General features: G+C 59.2%; 18 protein-coding genes. 10 read left to right on the top strand and 8 right to left on the bottom strand.

Translation table 11 applies throughout. The features are described from left to right. The first annotated feature begins 13 nt into the window (after positions 1-13). Entirely contained in the window at positions 14-1,516 is a 1,503-nt protein-coding gene (locus AB4N43_RS04860) for an aldehyde dehydrogenase family protein (RefSeq protein WP_027925320.1), read from the top strand. A 74-nt stretch (positions 1,517-1,590) separates the two neighbouring features. Then, complete coding sequence (locus AB4N43_RS04855; protein ID WP_027925321.1) at positions 1,591-1,932, top strand: BON domain-containing protein; 342 nt, start codon at positions 1,591-1,593, stop codon at positions 1,930-1,932. 50 nt (positions 1,933-1,982) lie between these two features. On the opposite strand, the gene AB4N43_RS04850 is transcribed toward AB4N43_RS04855, so the two are convergent. Next, on the bottom strand, positions 1,983-2,642 hold the full coding sequence (locus tag AB4N43_RS04850) for a carbonic anhydrase (protein WP_194939654.1): 660 nt from the start codon (positions 2,640-2,642) through the stop codon (positions 1,983-1,985). A 144-nt stretch (positions 2,643-2,786) separates the two neighbouring features. After that, positions 2,787-3,254: a cyanase gene (gene cynS, locus AB4N43_RS04845; protein WP_027925323.1), complete on the bottom strand. Its 468-nt coding sequence runs from the start codon at positions 3,252-3,254 to the stop codon at positions 2,787-2,789. Between the two features lie 121 nt (positions 3,255-3,375). On the opposite strand from cynS, the gene cynR reads away from it, so the two are divergent. Next, entirely contained in the window at positions 3,376-4,248 is an 873-nt protein-coding gene (cynR, locus tag AB4N43_RS04840; protein WP_460153353.1) for a transcriptional regulator CynR, read from the top strand. A 70-nt stretch (positions 4,249-4,318) separates the two neighbouring features. Here the strand turns inward: cynR and AB4N43_RS04835 are convergent, their stop codons facing one another. The 4 genes from AB4N43_RS04835 to AB4N43_RS04820 all read right to left on the bottom strand — a co-directional run bounded on the left by AB4N43_RS04835 (position 4,319) and on the right by AB4N43_RS04820 (position 8,416). Next, a complete protein-coding gene (locus tag AB4N43_RS04835; protein ID WP_027925325.1) occupies positions 4,319-4,648 on the bottom strand; it encodes a hypothetical protein in 330 nt (109 codons plus the stop codon). 524 nt (positions 4,649-5,172) lie between these two features. Next, positions 5,173-5,670 (bottom strand): GNAT family N-acetyltransferase, encoded by a 498-nt coding sequence (locus tag AB4N43_RS04830; protein WP_027925326.1) that lies wholly within the window; start codon positions 5,668-5,670, stop codon positions 5,173-5,175. A 53-nt stretch (positions 5,671-5,723) separates the two neighbouring features. Continuing rightward, a complete protein-coding gene (locus tag AB4N43_RS04825; protein ID WP_027925327.1) occupies positions 5,724-6,353 on the bottom strand; it encodes a glutathione S-transferase family protein in 630 nt (209 codons plus the stop codon). A gap of 113 nt (positions 6,354-6,466) precedes the next feature. Then, positions 6,467-8,416: a DNA topoisomerase III gene (locus AB4N43_RS04820; RefSeq protein ID WP_027925328.1), complete on the bottom strand. Its 1,950-nt coding sequence runs from the start codon at positions 8,414-8,416 to the stop codon at positions 6,467-6,469. Positions 8,417-8,681: 265 nt separating this feature from the next. Between AB4N43_RS04820 and AB4N43_RS04815 the strand changes: the two genes are divergently transcribed. Next, on the top strand, positions 8,682-9,050 hold the full coding sequence (locus AB4N43_RS04815; protein ID WP_460153350.1) for a DUF427 domain-containing protein: 369 nt from the start codon (positions 8,682-8,684) through the stop codon (positions 9,048-9,050). Positions 9,051-9,101: 51 nt separating this feature from the next. Here the strand turns inward: AB4N43_RS04815 and AB4N43_RS04810 are convergent, their stop codons facing one another. Next, positions 9,102-10,724, bottom strand: a complete 1,623-nt coding sequence (locus AB4N43_RS04810) for an MFS transporter (protein ID WP_460153348.1) — start codon at positions 10,722-10,724, stop codon at positions 9,102-9,104. A 163-nt stretch (positions 10,725-10,887) separates the two neighbouring features. Then, positions 10,888-12,537: a GMC family oxidoreductase gene (locus AB4N43_RS04805; protein ID WP_460153346.1), complete on the bottom strand. Its 1,650-nt coding sequence runs from the start codon at positions 12,535-12,537 to the stop codon at positions 10,888-10,890. A gap of 121 nt (positions 12,538-12,658) precedes the next feature. Here AB4N43_RS04805 and AB4N43_RS04800 point away from each other — a divergent pair, with 121 nt between their 5' ends. The 6 genes from AB4N43_RS04800 to AB4N43_RS04775 all read left to right on the top strand — a co-directional run bounded on the left by AB4N43_RS04800 (position 12,659) and on the right by AB4N43_RS04775 (position 17,230). Next, complete coding sequence (locus tag AB4N43_RS04800; protein WP_027925332.1) at positions 12,659-13,543, top strand: LysR family transcriptional regulator; 885 nt, start codon at positions 12,659-12,661, stop codon at positions 13,541-13,543. 76 nt (positions 13,544-13,619) lie between these two features. Further along, positions 13,620-13,835: a DUF4287 domain-containing protein gene (locus AB4N43_RS04795; RefSeq protein WP_027925333.1), complete on the top strand. Its 216-nt coding sequence runs from the start codon at positions 13,620-13,622 to the stop codon at positions 13,833-13,835. A gap of 474 nt (positions 13,836-14,309) precedes the next feature. After that, positions 14,310-14,672: a DUF6124 family protein gene (locus AB4N43_RS04790; RefSeq protein ID WP_460153343.1), complete on the top strand. Its 363-nt coding sequence runs from the start codon at positions 14,310-14,312 to the stop codon at positions 14,670-14,672. A gap of 98 nt (positions 14,673-14,770) precedes the next feature. Beyond that, positions 14,771-15,148, top strand: a complete 378-nt coding sequence (locus AB4N43_RS04785; protein WP_310259227.1) for a c-type cytochrome — start codon at positions 14,771-14,773, stop codon at positions 15,146-15,148. A gap of 623 nt (positions 15,149-15,771) precedes the next feature. Further along, positions 15,772-16,644, top strand: coding sequence for a TauD/TfdA dioxygenase family protein (locus tag AB4N43_RS04780; protein ID WP_218186582.1), 873 nt, complete (start codon positions 15,772-15,774; stop codon positions 16,642-16,644). Between the two features lie 106 nt (positions 16,645-16,750). After that, a complete protein-coding gene (locus tag AB4N43_RS04775) occupies positions 16,751-17,230 on the top strand; it encodes a 2,4'-dihydroxyacetophenone dioxygenase family protein (protein WP_027925336.1) in 480 nt (159 codons plus the stop codon). The last annotated feature ends 58 nt before the right edge of the window (positions 17,231-17,288 follow it).

The raw sequence follows: 17,288 nt of genomic DNA, 5'->3' as shown, positions 1-17,288 counted from the left end.
GTGAAACCGCTTCATGTCTCTTGCGCTCGAACGTCTAGTCGCTGGTACGCCGATTCCTTTTGCCGGTAATCGTGTCACGGTCGTCAGCCCCGAACTGGCCGCACGCTTCCAGCCCGGCGACCACCTGCTGGTGGAACAGGTCAGCGGCGAATTGTTGCTGATCCCGGTGGCGGACCAGCAAGCGGCCAGCGTTGCGATAGAGCGCGCAGAAGCAGCCTTCATCGCGATGTCGGCGGTGTCGGATCAAGCGATCAGCCACTTCTTCGACCTGTTTGCCCAACGTCTGGAAACCCCGCAATGCTGGGACTTGATCGCGGCCGCCAACCTCGCTGACATCGAGCGCGCCAAAGCCCGTGGACGCTCAACCACGCGCTTGCTGGCCGATGAACGCATGCGCCGCGACATGATCGCCGGCCTACGGGCGTGGCGCGATGCGTCGGCCACGCGCGGCAAAGTGATCAGTTGCGTCGAACATGACGGCTGGAAAGTCGAGCAAGTGGTGTCGCCGCTGGGCATCGTCGCGTTTGTCTTCGAAGGTCGACCGAACGTGTTCGCCGATGCCGCCGGTGTCTTGCGCACCGGTAACACCGCGGTGCTGCGTATCGGCAGCGATGCATTGGGCACCGCCCAGGCCATCGTCACCCATGCGCTGAACCCGGCGCTGAGCGACGCCGGATTGCCGGTCGGCGCGGTGTCGCTGGTCGAAAGCGTCAATCACGCGGCCGGTTGGGCGATGTTCGCCGACCGGCGTCTGTCCCTGGCCGTGGCGCGGGGTTCGGGGCGTGCGGTCAGCCAATTGGGCAGCATCGCCCAGCAAGCGGGCACCGCCGTCAGCCTGCACGGCACCGGTGGCGCCTGGCTGATTGCCGACCAACACGCCGACGCGACGCGCTTCGCCGCCGTGGTGCGCAATTCCCTGGACCGCAAGGTCTGCAACACCCTCAACGTCTGCCTGATCCAGCGCGACCGCGCCGCCGATCTGGTGCCGCTGTTTCTCGATGCGTTGCAACAGGCCGGCACTGCACGGGGCCAGGGCTGCAAATTGCACATCGTCGAGGGCAGCGAGGCATGTTTGCCGACGGAATGGTTGAGCGCGAGCGTCGAGGTGTACCGCGCCGAAGGCTACCGCACCGAAGCCATGGCCGAGCCACTGCCGGAGGAGCAATTGGGCCGCGAGTGGGAATGGGAAGAAACCCCGGAAGTCAGCCTGATGATCGTCGATGACCTGGACCGTGCGATTGCCTTGTTCAATCGCTATAGCCCGCAGTTCACGGTGTCGTTGATCAGTGAGGATGACGCGGCGCATGAGCGCTTCTACAACGCGGTCAACGCGCCATTTGTCGGCAACGGCATCACGCGTTGGGTCGACGGACAGTACGCCTTGAACAAGCCGGAGCTGGGTCTTTCGAATTGGGAGAGTGGTCGACTGTTTGCGCGCAGCGCGATTCTCTCGGGAGACGGTGTGTTCACCATTCGCAGCCGCATGACGCAGACCGATCTGTCGGTCAAGCGCTAGGGATTCCGACCGCAGGCGAGGGGGCACACTATAATTAAGGTGTTTGCTCCTTCGTTCTGAAAGAGGGATCCATCATGAAACTCCGTTCCTTCGAGCAATATTCCCATCACCTGGAATCGGTCGCTCACGATACCTGGCTGACGGCCCGGGTGAAGTCGGCCCTGGCCATGGGCGAACCCACCCTCGCCATGCACATTCACGTCAAAACCCATGCGGGCACCGTGGCGTTGAGTGGTCGGGTCAACACCCATCGGCAATGTGAACAGGCTGTGGCACTGGCCCGCTCGGTTCAAGGTGTGGTCGACGTCGATGCCCGGGAATTACTGACACACGTGTTCAAACCAGGCACTTTTCCCGAAGCGCCCAACGCTGAGGAGAGCGCTGAGCAGCGGCCACGTTCGTCAGACGACCAATGACCCTGTCAGCAGCGCTTCCGGGATCGGGAGCGCTGCGCAAGGGCTGATCATCAAGCGGCTTCGACCGCTTTGCCGTACACCGCGCACGTCGTCGGATGTTCCGCCAGCGAGACGAAGGTGCGGGTGCTGGCCTCCAGGGCGTCAATCGAACCGGTTTCGATGTCGTAGACCCAGCCATGCAAATTCAACAGGCCTTTTTCCTGCGCCAGGCGCACGCTCGGGTGTGTCTGGATGTTGGCCAGTTGCGCAATGACGTTTTCCCGGACCATTGAACTGACCTTCGCCGCATCACTGGCGTGAGGGCGGGATTCGTTGATGACTTTCGCCGATTCGGCGTGCTGCAACCAGCCGCTGACTGCCGGCAGGTGATCCATGCATGTGCACTTGGCGATGGCGGTCATGGCGCCGCAATCCGAATGGCCGCAGATCACAATGTCGGTCACACCGAGCACTGCGACCGCGTATTCAACCGTGGCCGACACACCGCCCGGATGAGGGCTGTAGGAGGGCACGATGTTGCCGGCGTTGCGGATGACGAACAATTCACCGGGTTCTTGCTGGGTCAGTAATTCGGGCACTACACGGCTGTCGGAACAGGTGATGAACAACGTGCCGGGATGCTGGGTGGTGGCCAGGTGTTTGAACAGGTCGGTGCGTTGTGGAAAAGCTTCGTTCTGGAACTTCAAAAAACCGTCGATGAGCGCTTTCATGCTGATGTCCTCATTGTGTTTGTAGCCGCTGTCGAGCCCGCGAGGCTGCGTCCGGCTGCGAAGCAGTCGCCTGTATTGGCGAGGACTGCGTCCTCGGACGCAGCCTCGCGGGCTCGGCAGCGGCTACAGGGGGGTTGTGTCGGGTTAGAACGGGCGCAGTGGCAGGAACTTGCCGTCCAGGGTGATCACCGCACGGGAGCCGCCTTCCGGGTCTTCGACTTTTTTCATGTCGAGCTTGAAGTTGATCGCGCTGATGATGCCGTCGCCAAATTGCTCATGAACCAGGGCTTTGAGGGTGGTGCCGTAGATCTGGATCATTTCGTAGAAACGGTAAATGGTCGGGTCGGTCGGGACACCGGAGAGGCTGCCGCGCAGGGGGATGATCTGCAGGCGGGCCACCGCGTCGGCGTCCAGTTCCAGCTTGTCGCCGATCACTTCGGCAGCGGCTTTGGGCAACGGATGCTGACCGAGGAGGGCGGCGGTGACGTAGGCCAGGCCCAGGCCGGTGCCGTCGGTCAGGTCCTGCCAGGACAGATTCTTGCGGGCCTTGGCATCGAGGATCGAGGTGGTCAGGGCCAGGCTTGGGTCGTTGTAGGCGTGGGACTGTTGCATGGTGATTCTCCTGTCGGCGTGGTGTTGCTTGGGTGTGAAGCCATCTTCTGCCGATTGATCCATAGCGTCCAAGATCGATATACAATGCTGTGCATAAGCCCTGCCTATAGATGGAATCCCCATGCTGCTACGACATCTGCGCTATTTGCTGGCGGTCGCCGACCACGGCGGCTTCACCCGGGCCGCCGAGGCGTTGCATGTGTCGCAGCCGACCTTGTCCCAGCAAATCCGGCAGCTGGAAGAAACCCTGGGCGTAAGCCTGTTCGACCGCACCTCGCGCACCGTCAAACCGACCGATGCCGGCGCGGCCTACATCGAGTGTGCTCGTCGCGTATTGGTGGAACTGGAGGCTGGAAAACGTGCGCTGCATGACGTGAAGGACTTGTCCCGCGGCACCTTGCGCCTGGCGATGACGCCGACGTTCATGGCATATCTCGTGGGGCCGCTGGTGCGCGATTACGTGGCGCGGTTTCCGAATATCCATCTGGAGATTTTCGAACTGTCGATGGGTGACATTGAAGCGGGGTTGGCGGATGACTCACTGGACATCGCCATTGCGTTCAATGAAGTCAGAAATGCCGACATTGAATCGATTCCAGCGTTTACCGAGACACTGGGGGTGATGGTGGGGCGCGCTCACCCGTTGTATGACAGTCAGCTCGCATTGCCCGCTGAAGAACTCGCTCAACTGGAGTTCGCGCTGTTGACCCCGGACTTCATCACCCGCACCCGCATCAATGAGTATTTTGCCCAGGAGCAGATCACGCCGAAGGTGGTGATCGAGGTCAATTCTGTGAGCACCTTGCTGGAAGTCATTCGGCACACGGCAATTGCCACCATCCTGCCGGAAGCCATCGCCAGCCAGGAGCGTGCGCTGCGCAAGATTCCATTGTTGGGGGAGGCGCCAACCCGCGGGGCGGCGTTGTTGCGTCGTAAAAACAACTACCACAGCGCGGCGTCGGTGGCGTTTATGAATCTGGTGTTGGGGCTGTAAGACACTCAGGCACAAAAAAGGGCCTGCTCTTTAATGGGAGCAGGCCCTTTTTTATCAGTGAGTCAGTTTATTAGTAGAACCGATCAATCACCCGAACTTCGTTTTGGTTCTGCAGCGAAGCCCATGCCTGTTTCAGCGTTTGCAGAACATTACCGATGAAGTCCTTGTCGGCCGCGGCTTTCTTGCCGACATAGCCCTGGCCGCGACGGTACATCTTCAGTCGGGCGAGCAGGTTCTGGTTGTTCTGGTCGAACTCCGCTTCATGAGCGTGAGGCGACAGGCAGTCGATATGAACCTGGCCCGATTTGCTGATCCACAGAATGTGGCTGTCGTGGCTGTCTTTTTGCGCCGCGAACAGACGAGCCAGTTCATCGATAGAAGGTTGATTGTTCAGATTCATAATTTGCCCCTTGACCATTTGGTGATCTTTCAAAGTTGGTTCGCTAATACAAGTAGCCCATCGGTTAGTTGATCCCTGGCACCGAAACCAGGACGTCAGCGGTCGGCCGTCAAATTCAACGGGTCTCGCGTCTGTTGCATGTAGTCGTGTTGAATAACTGCTACGCGTTAGCGTCACAACGAAGAGAAGCAGCGAATACCTGGAGGCCACTGCCGACTTTTCAGGGTCGGCCACAAGCTTCATGAGGATTGATCGCCAGCGCTTCTCGTCCTTGTACTGGACGTTCGGGCCAGGTCAGCTTCTTCAATCTGCCTTGTGGGCAGCGTGTATCCGGGAAAAACAGCTCGGCGGTCAGACGAGCTTGCTCAAACATGTTGCTGTACTCCCGATCGGGGAGATGTCTGCATCATGCAAGGGCAAAACGGAGGCGTCAACCGTTATGTAGTGATTTTTTTCAGTCACTACATATTGTCGGACAAAACGGATTGGAATGAAAAAGCGAGGCCGGGACACGCCCCTCAGGCCTACGGCTGCGGGCTCTGAAAGCGGTAGAACGTGCAGGGATAACCGTCTACTGGCTGCTGATGCAGGGTGAATTGATTGCCCGTAAGATCAGGCATCACTTTGGCCCAGAACCGCCGTGCAGGCGGGTTCGCATCGATGTGGAAAATCTGCCATTGACCGGGGAATTGGCTCAAGAGGGTGGAAACGACAAACTTCGCGACACCTTGGCCACGGAAGCGCCGACTGACAAAAAAATAGCCGATGTTGTACTCGGCGCCTTCGAGGTGGGTGTCGTCGTCCACGGTCACGAAACCGGCCAGCTCACCGTCGACCCGGATCAAAAACGCTCGGGTCGCGGGCTTGCGCCAGTAATCGAGTTTGGGCTGGATGTTGAAAAAGCCATGCTCACCCAGTTCCAGCGGCAGCCATTCGCTGAAGTCGTAGACGTAGAACTGCATCAGGTTTTGGAGGGTGTCGAAGTCGTCACGCTGGGCGGCGTGCAGTTCTATCGAAGGCATTGTGCGGGGCGCTCCAGGTTACGCAGGGCCATCCGTGGCCCTGTAAGGATCACTCAGTGCGGCGCGAAGTCGTACTGGCCGCCTTTCTTCAATGCAGCGAGGTAAGCCGGGCGCGCCTGGAAGCGTTGGACCCAGGCCGCCACATGCGGGTAGTTGGCCAGTTTGCCTTGGGCCCGGGCGATCTCGCCGATGAAGCTCATCTGGATATCGGCGGCGCTGAACTCGTCACCGAGCAGGTAATCGGACTGGCTCAGTGCGGTGTCGAGGTAGCCCAGGTAGTTCGCCACTTCCGAGTTGATGCGCGGATGCAGCGGCGCCCCGGCTTCACCGAGGCGTCCGACATACAGGTTCAGCATCAGCGGCAACATCGCAGAGCCTTCGGCGAAGTGCAGCCACTGGACGTATTCGTCGTAGGCAGGGGTGGAAGGATCGGGTTGCAGGCGACCCTGGCCATGACGGCGGATCAGGTAATCAATGATCGCCGCGGACTCGATCAGCTTCTGCTTACCGTCTTCAATGACCGGCGATTTACCCAGCGCATTGATCGCTTTCAGTTCCGGCGGGGCAAGATTGGTTTTCGGATCGCGCTGATACAGTTTCAGCTCGTAAGGAATCGCCAATTCTTCCAGCAGCCAGAGAATGCGCTGGGAACGCGAGTTGTTCAGGTGATGCACGATAATCATAAATATAATTCCTGTAGCCGCTGTCGAGTGAAACGAGGCTGCGATGTCTTTTCAGAACAGGCAGTCGCCGGGCTTGAAGAACACTAGACCATCCCGGTCCGTTCGAAGTGCCATCAAGCCTTGCTTGTCGGTTTCGCGGCGCGTTTGCTGCCCGTCGAGGGTTTGCGTGTCGCCGGTTTGCGTTTTTTCTTCCACGGTGCGGCACCTCGCCCGGCCGGGCTGGCGGGGCCGCTGATGGTCAGGCTCAAACCGGCGCAACGGGCGACTTGTTTGCTCATCCACGCCGCCTGTTTGGTGACGAACTCTTCCAGGCTCATTTCGCCACTCTGCACCATGTCCAGCGCTTGTTCCCAGATCGCGGTGGTGCCGGGGTCGGCAATCGCGCGCGGCACCGCATCGATCAGGCTGAAAGCTGCCGGGGTAGCGGCCAGCGCTTTGCCGTTCTTGATCAGGTAACCACGGTCGAGAAGGCCCTGAATGATCGAGGCGCGTGTCGCCTCGGTGCCGATGCCGGTGGTGTCCTTGAGCTTCTGTTTGAGCAGCGGGTCTTCCACAAGTTTGGCCACGTTTTTCATGGCCTTGATCAGGTCGCCTTCGGTGAACGGTTTGGGCGGCTGTGTCCACAGGTCCTTGAGCTTCACATCGGCCACGGTGCAATCCAGCCCCTCGGCCAGTGCCGGCAAGGTTTGTGGCGCAGGCGCCTCACGGCCCTTGGCGGGGGCGAGGGCTTCCGGCAGGGCACGCTTCCAACCGGGTTCGACGATCTGTTTGCCGACGGCACGCAGGGCTTCGCCGGCGCAGTTGAAGTCGGCCTGGGTGCGGTCGTATTCATGATTGGGCAGGAACTGCGCCAGATAACGCGCACGAATCAGCGTGTAGACCGCCCGCTGTTTGCCCACCAGCCGATCCAGATTCTTTGCCGCCGCGGTGGGGATGATGCCGTGGTGCGCGGTGACCTTGGCATCGTTCCAGGCCCGTGAGCGCCGTTGCGGTTCCAGGTAATCGTTCAGCGCGTTCAGGGACGGATCGGCCTGGCGCAGTGCGGCGAGAATGCCGGGGGCTTCGCTGTGCTGACTCAGCGGCAGAAAACCGCAATCACTGCGCGGGTAGGTGATGACTTTGTGGGTTTCGTAGAGCGCCTGGGCGATATCCAGAGTTTCCTGGGCGCCGAGGCCGAGCTTCTTCGAACAGACTTCCTGCAAGGTGCCCAGATCGAAGGGTAGCGGGGCGACTTCACGCATGCGCTCGGTGCGCAGTTTGATCACTCGTGCGCTCGCGGCGTTGCCAAGCGCTTGTGCGGCGGCTTGCGCGAGGGGCTGGTTCAGGCAGCGATCCTGGTCATCACAAGCATCGGACGTTGCACGCCATTGGGCTGTGAACGCCGTACCTTCGTGCAGCAGCTGCACGTCGATGGCCCAGTAAGCCACGGGGACGAAATCGGCAATGCTGCGATCGCGGTCCACCACCAGCCGCAAGGTCGGCGTCTGCACCCGACCTACCGGCAACACGCCCTGATAACCGGACTGACGGCCCAGCAACGTAAACAACCGGCTCATGTTCATCCCGATCAGCCAGTCGGCCCGGGAGCGGCCCAGCGCCGAATGATAAAGGCTGAATGTTTCGGCCCCCGGTTTCAGCGCAGACAGTGCCTTGCGGATCGACGCATCGTCCAGCGCCGACAGCCACAGCCGACGGATCGGCCCGCGATAGCGGCAGTGCTCGACCAGTTCGCGAGCGATCATCTCGCCTTCGCGGTCGGCGTCGGTGGCGATCACCAGCTCATCGGCCTCGCCGAGCAAGCGTTTGACGGCTTTGTACTGGCTGGCCGTGCGCGGCTTGACGGTCATCTTCCATTTCTCGGGAATGATCGGCAGGTCGGCCAGTACCCAGCGTTTGTAGCGCGCGTCGTAGGCGTCCGGCGGTGCCGTTTCCAGCAAATGGCCGATGCACCAGGTCACCGTGACGTCTGTTCCCAGCCAGCAGCCATCGCCCCGACGCTTGGCGCCGAGCACGGCTGCAATGTCTTTGGCCTGGGAAGGTTTTTCACAGAGGTACAGCCGCATAACCACCATCGTTCATCAAGTGTGCAAGAGGCGCACAGAATGGCCGGTGATGAGCGCCGGATCAATCTTTATCTGTATGGATGTACAGCAAAGCTGTTGCGTCGGGTTGCGGCGGTCAAAACGGCCCGTTCGGCTGCGGGGCCGCGGCGATGCCGAATTTTGGGTTATACCTGACAGTTGTGGTCTCAGGTTTCGGGGCAACGGCGCACGCCATCAAGGGCGGGCCACGCTCCCAGGTTCATCACCGTCATGAGGAACGTATTCCATGAAAAGCTCCGGTCCCAGTCCTGTCATCACCATCGCCGAGCAGCCGGGTTGCCTGCTGGTGAAGTTTCATGGCATTCAGGTCGCCGCGTCCGCGCGCGCTCTGGTGCTGTTGGAGGCCAATTACCCGCCGGTGTACTACGTGCCGCGAGAGGACATCGACGAAAAGTATTATGCCCGCACCGACCACACCAGCTATTGCCCCTACAAGGGCGATGCCAGCTATTACAGCTTGCAAGTCCCGGGGCATGAAGGCGCCAATGCGGTCTGGAGTTACGAGAACCCTAAAATATCCGTCAATCAGATTCGTGGATACGTGGCGTTCTACCCGGATCAGGTGAAATTCGAATTGCTCGATGCCGAAGCCTGAGGATCGTTTTCCAAGGTGTGTGGCGAGGGAGGCCCTCGCCACAAAGCCCCGTCAGTTTTTATCGAGATCGACGTTCTTGGTCTCGCGCAAACAGATCATCCCCACCACCAGGCTCACCGCGGTAATCACCACCGGGTACCAGAGCCCGTAGAAGATGTCGCCGGTGTAGACCACCAACGCAAACGACACGGTCGGCAAGAACCCGCCAAACCAGCCGTTGCCGATGTGATAGGGCAGCGACATCGAGGTGTAGCGGATGCGCGTCGGGAACAGTTCGACCATCAACGCCGCCAGCGGGCCATAGCACATGGCGCTGATGATGATCAGCGCGACGATCAACGCAACGATCATCGGCTTGTTGATTTGCTGCATATCAGCCTGTGACGGATAGCCGGCCAGTGTCACCGCGCCACGCAGGGCCGCTTCGTCGTAACCGTCGATTTTCACGTCACCGACACTGACCTGTACGCCACTGCCCGCGGGTGCTTCGGCGCTCGCGTAAGGCAGGCCTTGTTTGACCAGGAAGGTTTTGACCTTGTCGCACGGGCTATCAAATTTCGCCTTGCCCACCGGGTCGAACTGGAACGTACAGGTCGCCGGGTCGGCCAATACGGTAATCGGTGCCTGACGGCTGGCCTGGTCAATGGCCGGGTTGGCGTAATGCGCCAGCGATTTGAAGATCGGGAAATACAGCGCGGTGGCCAGCAGCAGGCCGATCATCAGCACCGGTTTGCGCCCGACCTTGTCCGACAGCCAGCCAAAGAAAATGAAGAAAGGCGCGCCAATGATCACGCTGACAATCAGCAAACCGTTGGCCACCGCCGGGTCCATCTTCAGGAACTGGGTGAGGAAAAACAGCACGTAAAACTGCGCGGCGTAAAAGGTCACCGCTTGCCCGGCGTTGATGCTGAACAGGGCAATCAACACGACCTTGAGGTTTTCCCACTTGCCGAAGGAATCACGCAGCGGCGACTTGCAGAGTTTGCCTTCCTCTTTCATTTTCACAAAGGCCGGCGACTCGTGCAGGCTCAGGCGAATCCAGGTCGAGATGCCCAGCAAAATGATGGAAAACAGAAACGGAATGCGCCAGCCCCAGACTTCAAACTGGTCGCCAGTGAAGTAACGGCAACCGAGCACCACCAGCAGCGACAGCAATAAACCGAGGGTCGCCGTGGACTGAATCCAGCTGGTGTGGAAACCACGTTTGCCTATCGGTGCATGCTCAGCGACATAGGTGGCCGCGCCGCCATATTCACCGCCCAGGGCCAGACCCTGAAGCATGCGCAGCACCACGAGGATAATCGGCGCGGCGATGCCGATGCTCGCGTAGGTCGGCAGTAAGCCGACGCAGAACGTCGCCAGGCCCATGAGTACGATGGTTGCGAGGAAGGTGTATTTGCGTCCGATCATGTCCCCCAATCGACCGAACACCAACGCGCCGAAAGGCCGCACGATGAAGCCTGCGGCGAAGGCCATCAGCGCAAAGATGAACGCCGTGGTGTCGTTGACCCCGGCGAAAAATTGTTTGCTGATGACCGCCGCGAGGGCGCCATAGAGGAAAAAGTCGTACCACTCGAACACCGTCCCCAGTGACGAGGCGAAGATGACTTTGCGGGTGTCGTGGGTGAGCGCCGCGACGGGCGCGGCTTCCAGGGTCTGAACATGTTCTGACATATCGGTATCCCTCACAGTGATTGTTTTTGTTGTTCCACTGGTGTTGCGTGTTCCATGTAGAGCTCAATGCCCACAAGCCAAGCTCATTACCCTTGTAGGCGTGAACCGGCTCCGGGCGGCGTTCCGACGATAGCGGTGTAGCAGTCACCATAGATGTTGAATATCAGTCAGTCATCGCGAGCAGGCTCACTCCTGCAGGAATGGTGTTGGCTGTTGATTCGAGGATTAGCTGGGCGGCTTTTTCAGCAATCATCAACGTCGGCGAACAGGTATTGCCCGAGGTAATGCGCGGCATGATCGAGGCATCAGCTACACGCAAACCGGGAATGCCACGGACCCGCAACTCGGCATCCACCACCGCTTCCGCGTCATTACCCATCCGGCAAGTACCCACCGGATGGAAAATAGTCGTGCCGATCTGCGCAGCCGCCTCCTGCAATTCCTCTTCAGTCTGCAAACGGTCACCGGGCAAATACTCGACCGGTTTGAACGCATGCAGCGCCGGCGCAGCAACGATGCGCCGGGTCAGGCGAATGGCATCAGCCGCCACGCGCAAATCTTCCGGGTGACTCAAATAGTTGGGTTGAATCACTGGCGCGTCCTGCGGGTTGGCAGAACTGATGTCTACTCGGCCACGGCTCTGCGGCCGCAGATCGCAAACCGAGGCAGTAAAAGCAGGGAAGGGGTGCAACGGCTCGCCGAAGCGCTCCAGCGACAAGGGCTGCACGTGATATTCGAGATTCGCCGAGGTCTGTTCCGGACCCGAACGGGCGAAGGCCCCCAGTTGACTCGGCGCCATGGACAGCGGGCCGCTGCGGTCATACAGATAGCGCAAACCCATGCCCATCTTGCCCCACACGCTGCCGGCGATCTGGTTCAGCGTTCGCGCATTTTCCAGTTTGTAGATCAACCGCAATTGCAGGTGATCCTGCAGATTGCCGCCCACCCCCGGCAGCTCATGGGCGACGCCGATTCCGAGTTTTTGCAGCAGCGGACGCGGACCGATCCCCGAGCGCTGAAGGATACCCGGTGAGCCGACAGAGCCGGCGCACAAGACGATTTCCTTGCGCGCCTTGAAGGTTTTCGCCTGACCTTGCCAGCGCGTTATCAGCGCTGAAGCGCGACCGTTTTCCAGCAATACGCGGTCCACTTCGACGTCGGTCAGCACGGTGAGATTGGCGCGATGGCGGACCGGTTTGAGAAAAGCCTTGGCCGCGTTCCAGCGGATCCCGGCCTTCTGGTTGACCTGAAAGTAGCCGCAGCCTTCGTTATCGCCCTGGTTGAAATCATCAATGCTGGCAATGCCGCTTTGCTCGGCAGCGTTGCGGAAGGCGTCCAGAATCGGCCACGACAGCCGCTGCCGCTCGACCCGCCAGTCGCCGCTGGCGCCGTGAAACTCGGAGTCGCCGGCAAAATGGTTTTCGCTCTTTTTGAACAACGGCAACACGTCGTTCCAGCTCCAGCCCGGATTGCCATCGGCAGCCCAGCGGTCGTAGTCGCCGGCCTGGCCACGCATGTAGATCATGCCGTTGATGGAAGAACAGCCGCCGAGCACTTTGCCGCGCGGGTAACTCAGGGTGCGACCTTGCAGGCCGGCTTGTGCCTGAGTCTTGAAACACCAATCGGTGCGCGGGTTGCCGATGCAGAACAGGTAACCCACGGGAATGTGAATCCACGCATAGTTATCGCGGCCGCCGGCCTCGAGCAGCAGCACCCGGTGTTGCGGGTTGGCCGACAGTCGATTGGCCAGCAAACAACCCGCCGGCCCGGCGCCGACCACAATGTAGTCGAATTCATCCAGGAGAGTCTTCATCCCTGACCTCGTCTTGTTGTTCTTGTTGTCGGTCATCCTAGTTGTTCGCTTTCGTCAAAAGAATGTTAGTTTTTGCGCAGCCGCTGTGCGTTTTTAAACAGCATTGCCTCAAGGACGGATCATGTTCGACTGGAATGACCTGCGGTTTTTTCTCGAGTTGCAGCGCAGCGGGCGTTTGCTCACCGCTGCCCGCCGTTTGAACACCACCCACGCCACAGTCGCGCGGCACATCGAGGCCATCGAAAAGAGCCTCGGCACGGCGCTGTTCGTCCAGCATGCCCAGGGTTACGAAATGACCCCGGCCGGCGAAGCGCTGCTCAAACACGCCGAAGCCATGGAAAACGTCGCGTTGCTGGCCCAGGAAGAAATCACCCAGTCCACCGCGCCGCTGGGCAAGATTCGCGTCGGCGTCACGGAAGGGCTGGGTATCATGTTCCTTGCCAGCCGCATGAACGGCTTGTTCGAACGCTATCCGGGGCTGGAAGTGGAACTGGTGGCGGTGCCGCGCTTCGTCAGCATCCTCAACCGCGAAGCCGAAATCAGCATCCACCTCGAACGCCCGGCCGCCGACATGCTGGTCACCCGCAAACTCACCGACTATCGACTGGGGCTCTACGCCAGCCAGGCGTATCTCGACCGCTCACCGCCATTGCGCAGCCGCGAAGACCTCGGGCGCCATGCCTGGATCGGCTATGTCGACGACTTGCTGTTCAGCCAGGAATTGATGTTCCTTAATAGTTTCTGCCGCAATCCACGGGTGGTGTTTCACAGCACCAGCGTCATTGCCCAGCAACAGGCTGCGCGCTCCGGGTTGGGGATTGCGGTGTTGCCTTGTTACATGGCAAGTGCAGATGCGGACCTGGTGCCGTTGTTGCCGGACGAGAGTATTGAGCGAAGTTACTGGATCAGTACCCGGCGCGAGTTGCACAAGTCAGTGCGGCTGCGGGTGGTTTGGGACTATGTGGTGGGGTTGTGTGAGGCGGAGCAGGGGTTGTTGCTGGGATAGCCAATCGCGGCCACTCTATGGGCTGACGACAAGGAGCGTTATCCGACACTCCGTCGTGACAAAGGGAGCTTGCAGCATGGCCGAAGACACAAAAGTAAAAGGACCGGCGTCGTACTTCCCGTCCATTGAGAAAAAGTATGGGCAGCCGATTAGCCACTGGCTGGCGTTGCTCGGAACAGTGAGCGACAAGAAGCACATGGAAATCGTGGCGTGGTTGAAAGATGAACACGGCATGGGCCATGGCCATGCCAATGCGTTGGTCGCGCACTATCTGGCCGCCAACAAAAAGTGACCGGGCAGGGGGGCAGGGCATGTTTGTGCCCCCCCGATCCCTCAGACAAAACACAAAACCCTGTGGGGGTGAGCTTGCTCGCGCCCACAGGGATTTCATTTGTCTGGTGCTTAAACAACAAAACCCGCATCTGTTTAAGCGAAGCCTCCTGTTACCAGCCAAAGGCTACAACGCCTTGCGCCATCGCCTACGGGTAAGACAGAATTCGCCGGCTTGTGCGTCTGGGGCGCGGGTTTTATCGTGGCTGGGTCACTGAAAAACAGTGATCGGGTTTGGTAGCCCGGTATGTCCAGGCGTATAGCGCCACCTTTTACAGAGATCGTTTTAATCTCTGTTTTTTATGGTGCCCATGCGCAGGGCTCCCTCGGGAGCGCCGGGTTCCTGGACCGGTCTACCAACCTGTGTATGGTCACCACCATTCGTTTGGTAGCGAAGGGTGATGGCTCCTCAATAGTTCTTCCAGGAGTTTCATCTATGTTCAAACCAACACCCAACCCACCCGACACCGATCCGGCATCGCCCTACGAATCCCTCGATTCGAAAAAACTCCACGAAGCGGCCGAACGCGCCCTCGACCACTATCTCGACCCGGCCGCCCAGATCATGGCCAGCACCCACGAACCCGAACCGATGTTCCTCGCCAACCCCAAGTGCGACTCAGAATCCCTGCTGGTCAACGCCAGCGAATCACTGGGCTCGGCGACCACCATGCTCAGCAATCTCGCGGCGTTGTTGGAGAACTCACACCGCAAGACGCTGCTGGGGATTACGCAGGTGGTCATGCTGGGGGAACTGGCGGTGAATCAGGCGCTGGATAAGGTTGAAGTGAAGGAGTAAGCACGGCCCCTCTGTGGCGGGAAACTGATTGCTCGCCACAGAGCGCAACCACCAATCGCACCCAGTCAACGCTGATTCCATCAAGGAAGATAAAAACCATGAAACTATTATTCATCACTTTTCTAGGGGGGTTGTCGTTAGCTCAAACATCACTATCCTTCGCTGAAAATGTTAATGGAAAAAACCTCTATTTACAGCGATGCGCCATGTGTCACGGAATAGATCTCAAAGCTACAGGGCCATTGGCTAATAAAAGCAATCCTCCTACACCTGATCTAACAACCTCCGCTTTCAAAAAACGATTAAATGATTATCCGGGCGTGATTGTGTCATCGATAATACTTCGTCCCAATGGAGACTTAATTCCAAAAACGTTACGAGAGAACGGTGTAAAGCTATCGCCGTACTCATGGAGCATTAAAGATCTGCGCGATTTGAATCAATACATGGGTGGTGTTATTTCAAAAAATCGGTGATGTTTGAGATGAGAGACAGGCACAGACAGCTAAAAGCCATTTCAGGTTTGAGGACGTGTGGGGCAATGCAAATGAGCCAGCCGACCTCTCGCAGGTAAATCGCTCATGAGCAATCTCGGAATACAACCTCGGGTGGCTCATCGCATCCAGCAGCAGTCGGCTGCGGTTGTGACAGGCAAATAACGGCCAAAAGGAGACGTTCGATTTTTTTGAGAACCTCAAGTCCTTCGATGAAAGCAGCAGATCTCGCACTGGTTGCGCTGCCAATTCGACCAATCGCTCGCACACGGTCGATCTCAACTAATTCCGGCCTCGCAAGAAAGACAGCGCCGGAGCATGGTCATCATTCACCTGAGTCCTGACCGCTCGGCTCGTTGTCCCAACATGCTAAGAAACTGTCCCGCTGCGCTCATAGCCTCGTGCCTGGGATATCTACGATAGGACCACTACCTCCGCCCCATCAGCGGGGGCCGGTTACCTATAACGGGCGCATATCTTGCGCACCGACGTATAAGCACGGAGTGGAGACAACAATGACAAAAATCGCCGAAATCCAGGACACCCCTTCACCAACCTCTCCCTCGGCACCGGCCATCATCCGGTCGTCGGTGCGCCAGCATTCGATCAAGGTGGAGCTTTGCACGCCCGCCATCGGCGCCGAGCTCAGCAACGTCAGCCTTGTCGACGCCGCTGAGGACCCCGAACTGATCGCGCAAATCCGGGAGCTGTGGCTCAAGCACAAAGTGCTGTTCTTTCGCGATCAGAACATCACTCCAATGGAGCAACAGCATTTCGCCGCGCAATTCAGCGAACTGGAAGCACATCCCCTGGCGCCCAGCCATCCGGAGGCGGACAAGTTGCTGATGCTGTACCGCAACCTCGATCCGAGCAAGCCCAAGAGCTATGTCGAAAAGGCCAGCCGCGAGAACCTCTGGCATGCCGATGTCACTTACAAGAAGGCGCCGCCCCGCGGCGCGGTGTTGCGCTGCGAACTGGGTCCGGAAACCGGCGGAGACACTCTGTTTTCCAACATGGTGATGGCCTACGACAATCTGCCCGACACCATCAAGCAGCGGATCGAGGGTTTGTATGCCAAGCACGGTGCCGAGCAGACCTTTGGCGCCCAGTTGCCACGCGAAGAACGTCACGCGATGGCCCTGAAGACCCCCGGCGCTGAACACCCGGTTGTGCTGATCCATCCCGAGACGGGTGAAAAGGTGCTGTTCGTCAACTCCGCGTTCACCACCCATTTCTCGAATTTCTTCAACTTCGAGGACATCCGTTACGGCCAGGACTTCATGCCCGAGGCTCATCATCTGATGAACTACCTGATCTCCCAGGCCGCCATTCCTGAATATCAGGTACGCCTGAAATGGCGCACCAACACGGTTGCCATGTGGGACAACCTGCAAGTCCAGCACTACGCGGTGGCTGACTACGGCAATGCGCCAAGAAAGATGCTGCGCGCGACCCTGACGGGCACCCCGCTGAACTGACCCTGACTGCCTGACAGGCTGCCAGAACACCCGACCCTCCGTGATGGTCGGGCGATCCCGGCCGCCGAAAAATTCCCGCTCACAACAACAATCAACGGAGATACCTATGCTCTACGAACACGTCGACACCGCCGTCATCGATGGCGAATCCCTGCCCTGGATTCCGTTTACCCCGTATGCGGATAACGTCCTGCTCAAGTACTTCAAACTCGACCCGATCCGCGGCGAATGGATCGTCATGATGAAGGCGCCGATCGACATGCAACTGCCCAAGCACCATCACACGGGCACGGTGATGGTCTACACCTTCGAAGGCCAGTGGAAATACAAGGAACATGACTGGGTCGCCGGCCCGGGCAGCATTGTCTACGAGACGGCCGGGTCGACTCACACCCCGGAAGTCGTCAGCACCGGCAATGGCGACGGCTATGTGCTGACCCTGGTCCAGGTCAATGGCGACCTCGCGTTTGTCGATGACAACGACAATATCGTCGCGCTGGAAAACTGGAAGTCCGGCCTCAAGCGTTACCTCGCTTATTGCGAGCTGCACGACATCGCGCCGAAAGATCTCACAGCATTTAACTGATCCGGTTCCAGCAACGCTCCCGGCAGGCCCCGATTCACGGGGCAGCCGGGACGGTTAC

Source organism: Pseudomonas sp. S2_B07 (assembly GCF_054668435.1).
Note: the sequence above shows the minus strand (reverse complement) of the source record. Positions and strands in the feature narration are given on the sequence as shown.

What these genes read in the sequence shown, in the direction of transcription:
- AB4N43_RS04860 (WP_027925320.1), top strand. Translation starts at nt 14, where the DNA reads ATGTCTCTTGCGCTCGAACGTCTAGTCGCTGGTACGCCGATTCCTTTT.
- AB4N43_RS04855 (WP_027925321.1), top strand. Translation starts at nt 1,591, where the DNA reads ATGAAACTCCGTTCCTTCGAGCAATATTCCCATCACCTGGAATCGGTC.
- AB4N43_RS04850 (WP_194939654.1), bottom strand. Translation starts at nt 2,642, where the DNA reads ATGAAAGCGCTCATCGACGGTTTTTTGAAGTTCCAGAACGAAGCTTTT.
- cynS (WP_027925323.1), bottom strand. Translation starts at nt 3,254, where the DNA reads ATGCAACAGTCCCACGCCTACAACGACCCAAGCCTGGCCCTGACCACC.
- cynR (WP_460153353.1), top strand. Translation starts at nt 3,376, where the DNA reads ATGCTGCTACGACATCTGCGCTATTTGCTGGCGGTCGCCGACCACGGC.
- AB4N43_RS04835 (WP_027925325.1), bottom strand. Translation starts at nt 4,648, where the DNA reads ATGAATCTGAACAATCAACCTTCTATCGATGAACTGGCTCGTCTGTTC.
- AB4N43_RS04830 (WP_027925326.1), bottom strand. Translation starts at nt 5,670, where the DNA reads ATGCCTTCGATAGAACTGCACGCCGCCCAGCGTGACGACTTCGACACC.
- AB4N43_RS04825 (WP_027925327.1), bottom strand. Translation starts at nt 6,353, where the DNA reads ATGATTATCGTGCATCACCTGAACAACTCGCGTTCCCAGCGCATTCTC.
- AB4N43_RS04820 (WP_027925328.1), bottom strand. Translation starts at nt 8,416, where the DNA reads ATGCGGCTGTACCTCTGTGAAAAACCTTCCCAGGCCAAAGACATTGCA.
- AB4N43_RS04815 (WP_460153350.1), top strand. Translation starts at nt 8,682, where the DNA reads ATGAAAAGCTCCGGTCCCAGTCCTGTCATCACCATCGCCGAGCAGCCG.
- AB4N43_RS04810 (WP_460153348.1), bottom strand. Translation starts at nt 10,724, where the DNA reads ATGTCAGAACATGTTCAGACCCTGGAAGCCGCGCCCGTCGCGGCGCTC.
- AB4N43_RS04805 (WP_460153346.1), bottom strand. Translation starts at nt 12,537, where the DNA reads ATGAAGACTCTCCTGGATGAATTCGACTACATTGTGGTCGGCGCCGGG.
- AB4N43_RS04800 (WP_027925332.1), top strand. Translation starts at nt 12,659, where the DNA reads ATGTTCGACTGGAATGACCTGCGGTTTTTTCTCGAGTTGCAGCGCAGC.
- AB4N43_RS04795 (WP_027925333.1), top strand. Translation starts at nt 13,620, where the DNA reads ATGGCCGAAGACACAAAAGTAAAAGGACCGGCGTCGTACTTCCCGTCC.
- AB4N43_RS04790 (WP_460153343.1), top strand. Translation starts at nt 14,310, where the DNA reads ATGTTCAAACCAACACCCAACCCACCCGACACCGATCCGGCATCGCCC.
- AB4N43_RS04785 (WP_310259227.1), top strand. Translation starts at nt 14,771, where the DNA reads ATGAAACTATTATTCATCACTTTTCTAGGGGGGTTGTCGTTAGCTCAA.
- AB4N43_RS04775 (WP_027925336.1), top strand. Translation starts at nt 16,751, where the DNA reads ATGCTCTACGAACACGTCGACACCGCCGTCATCGATGGCGAATCCCTG.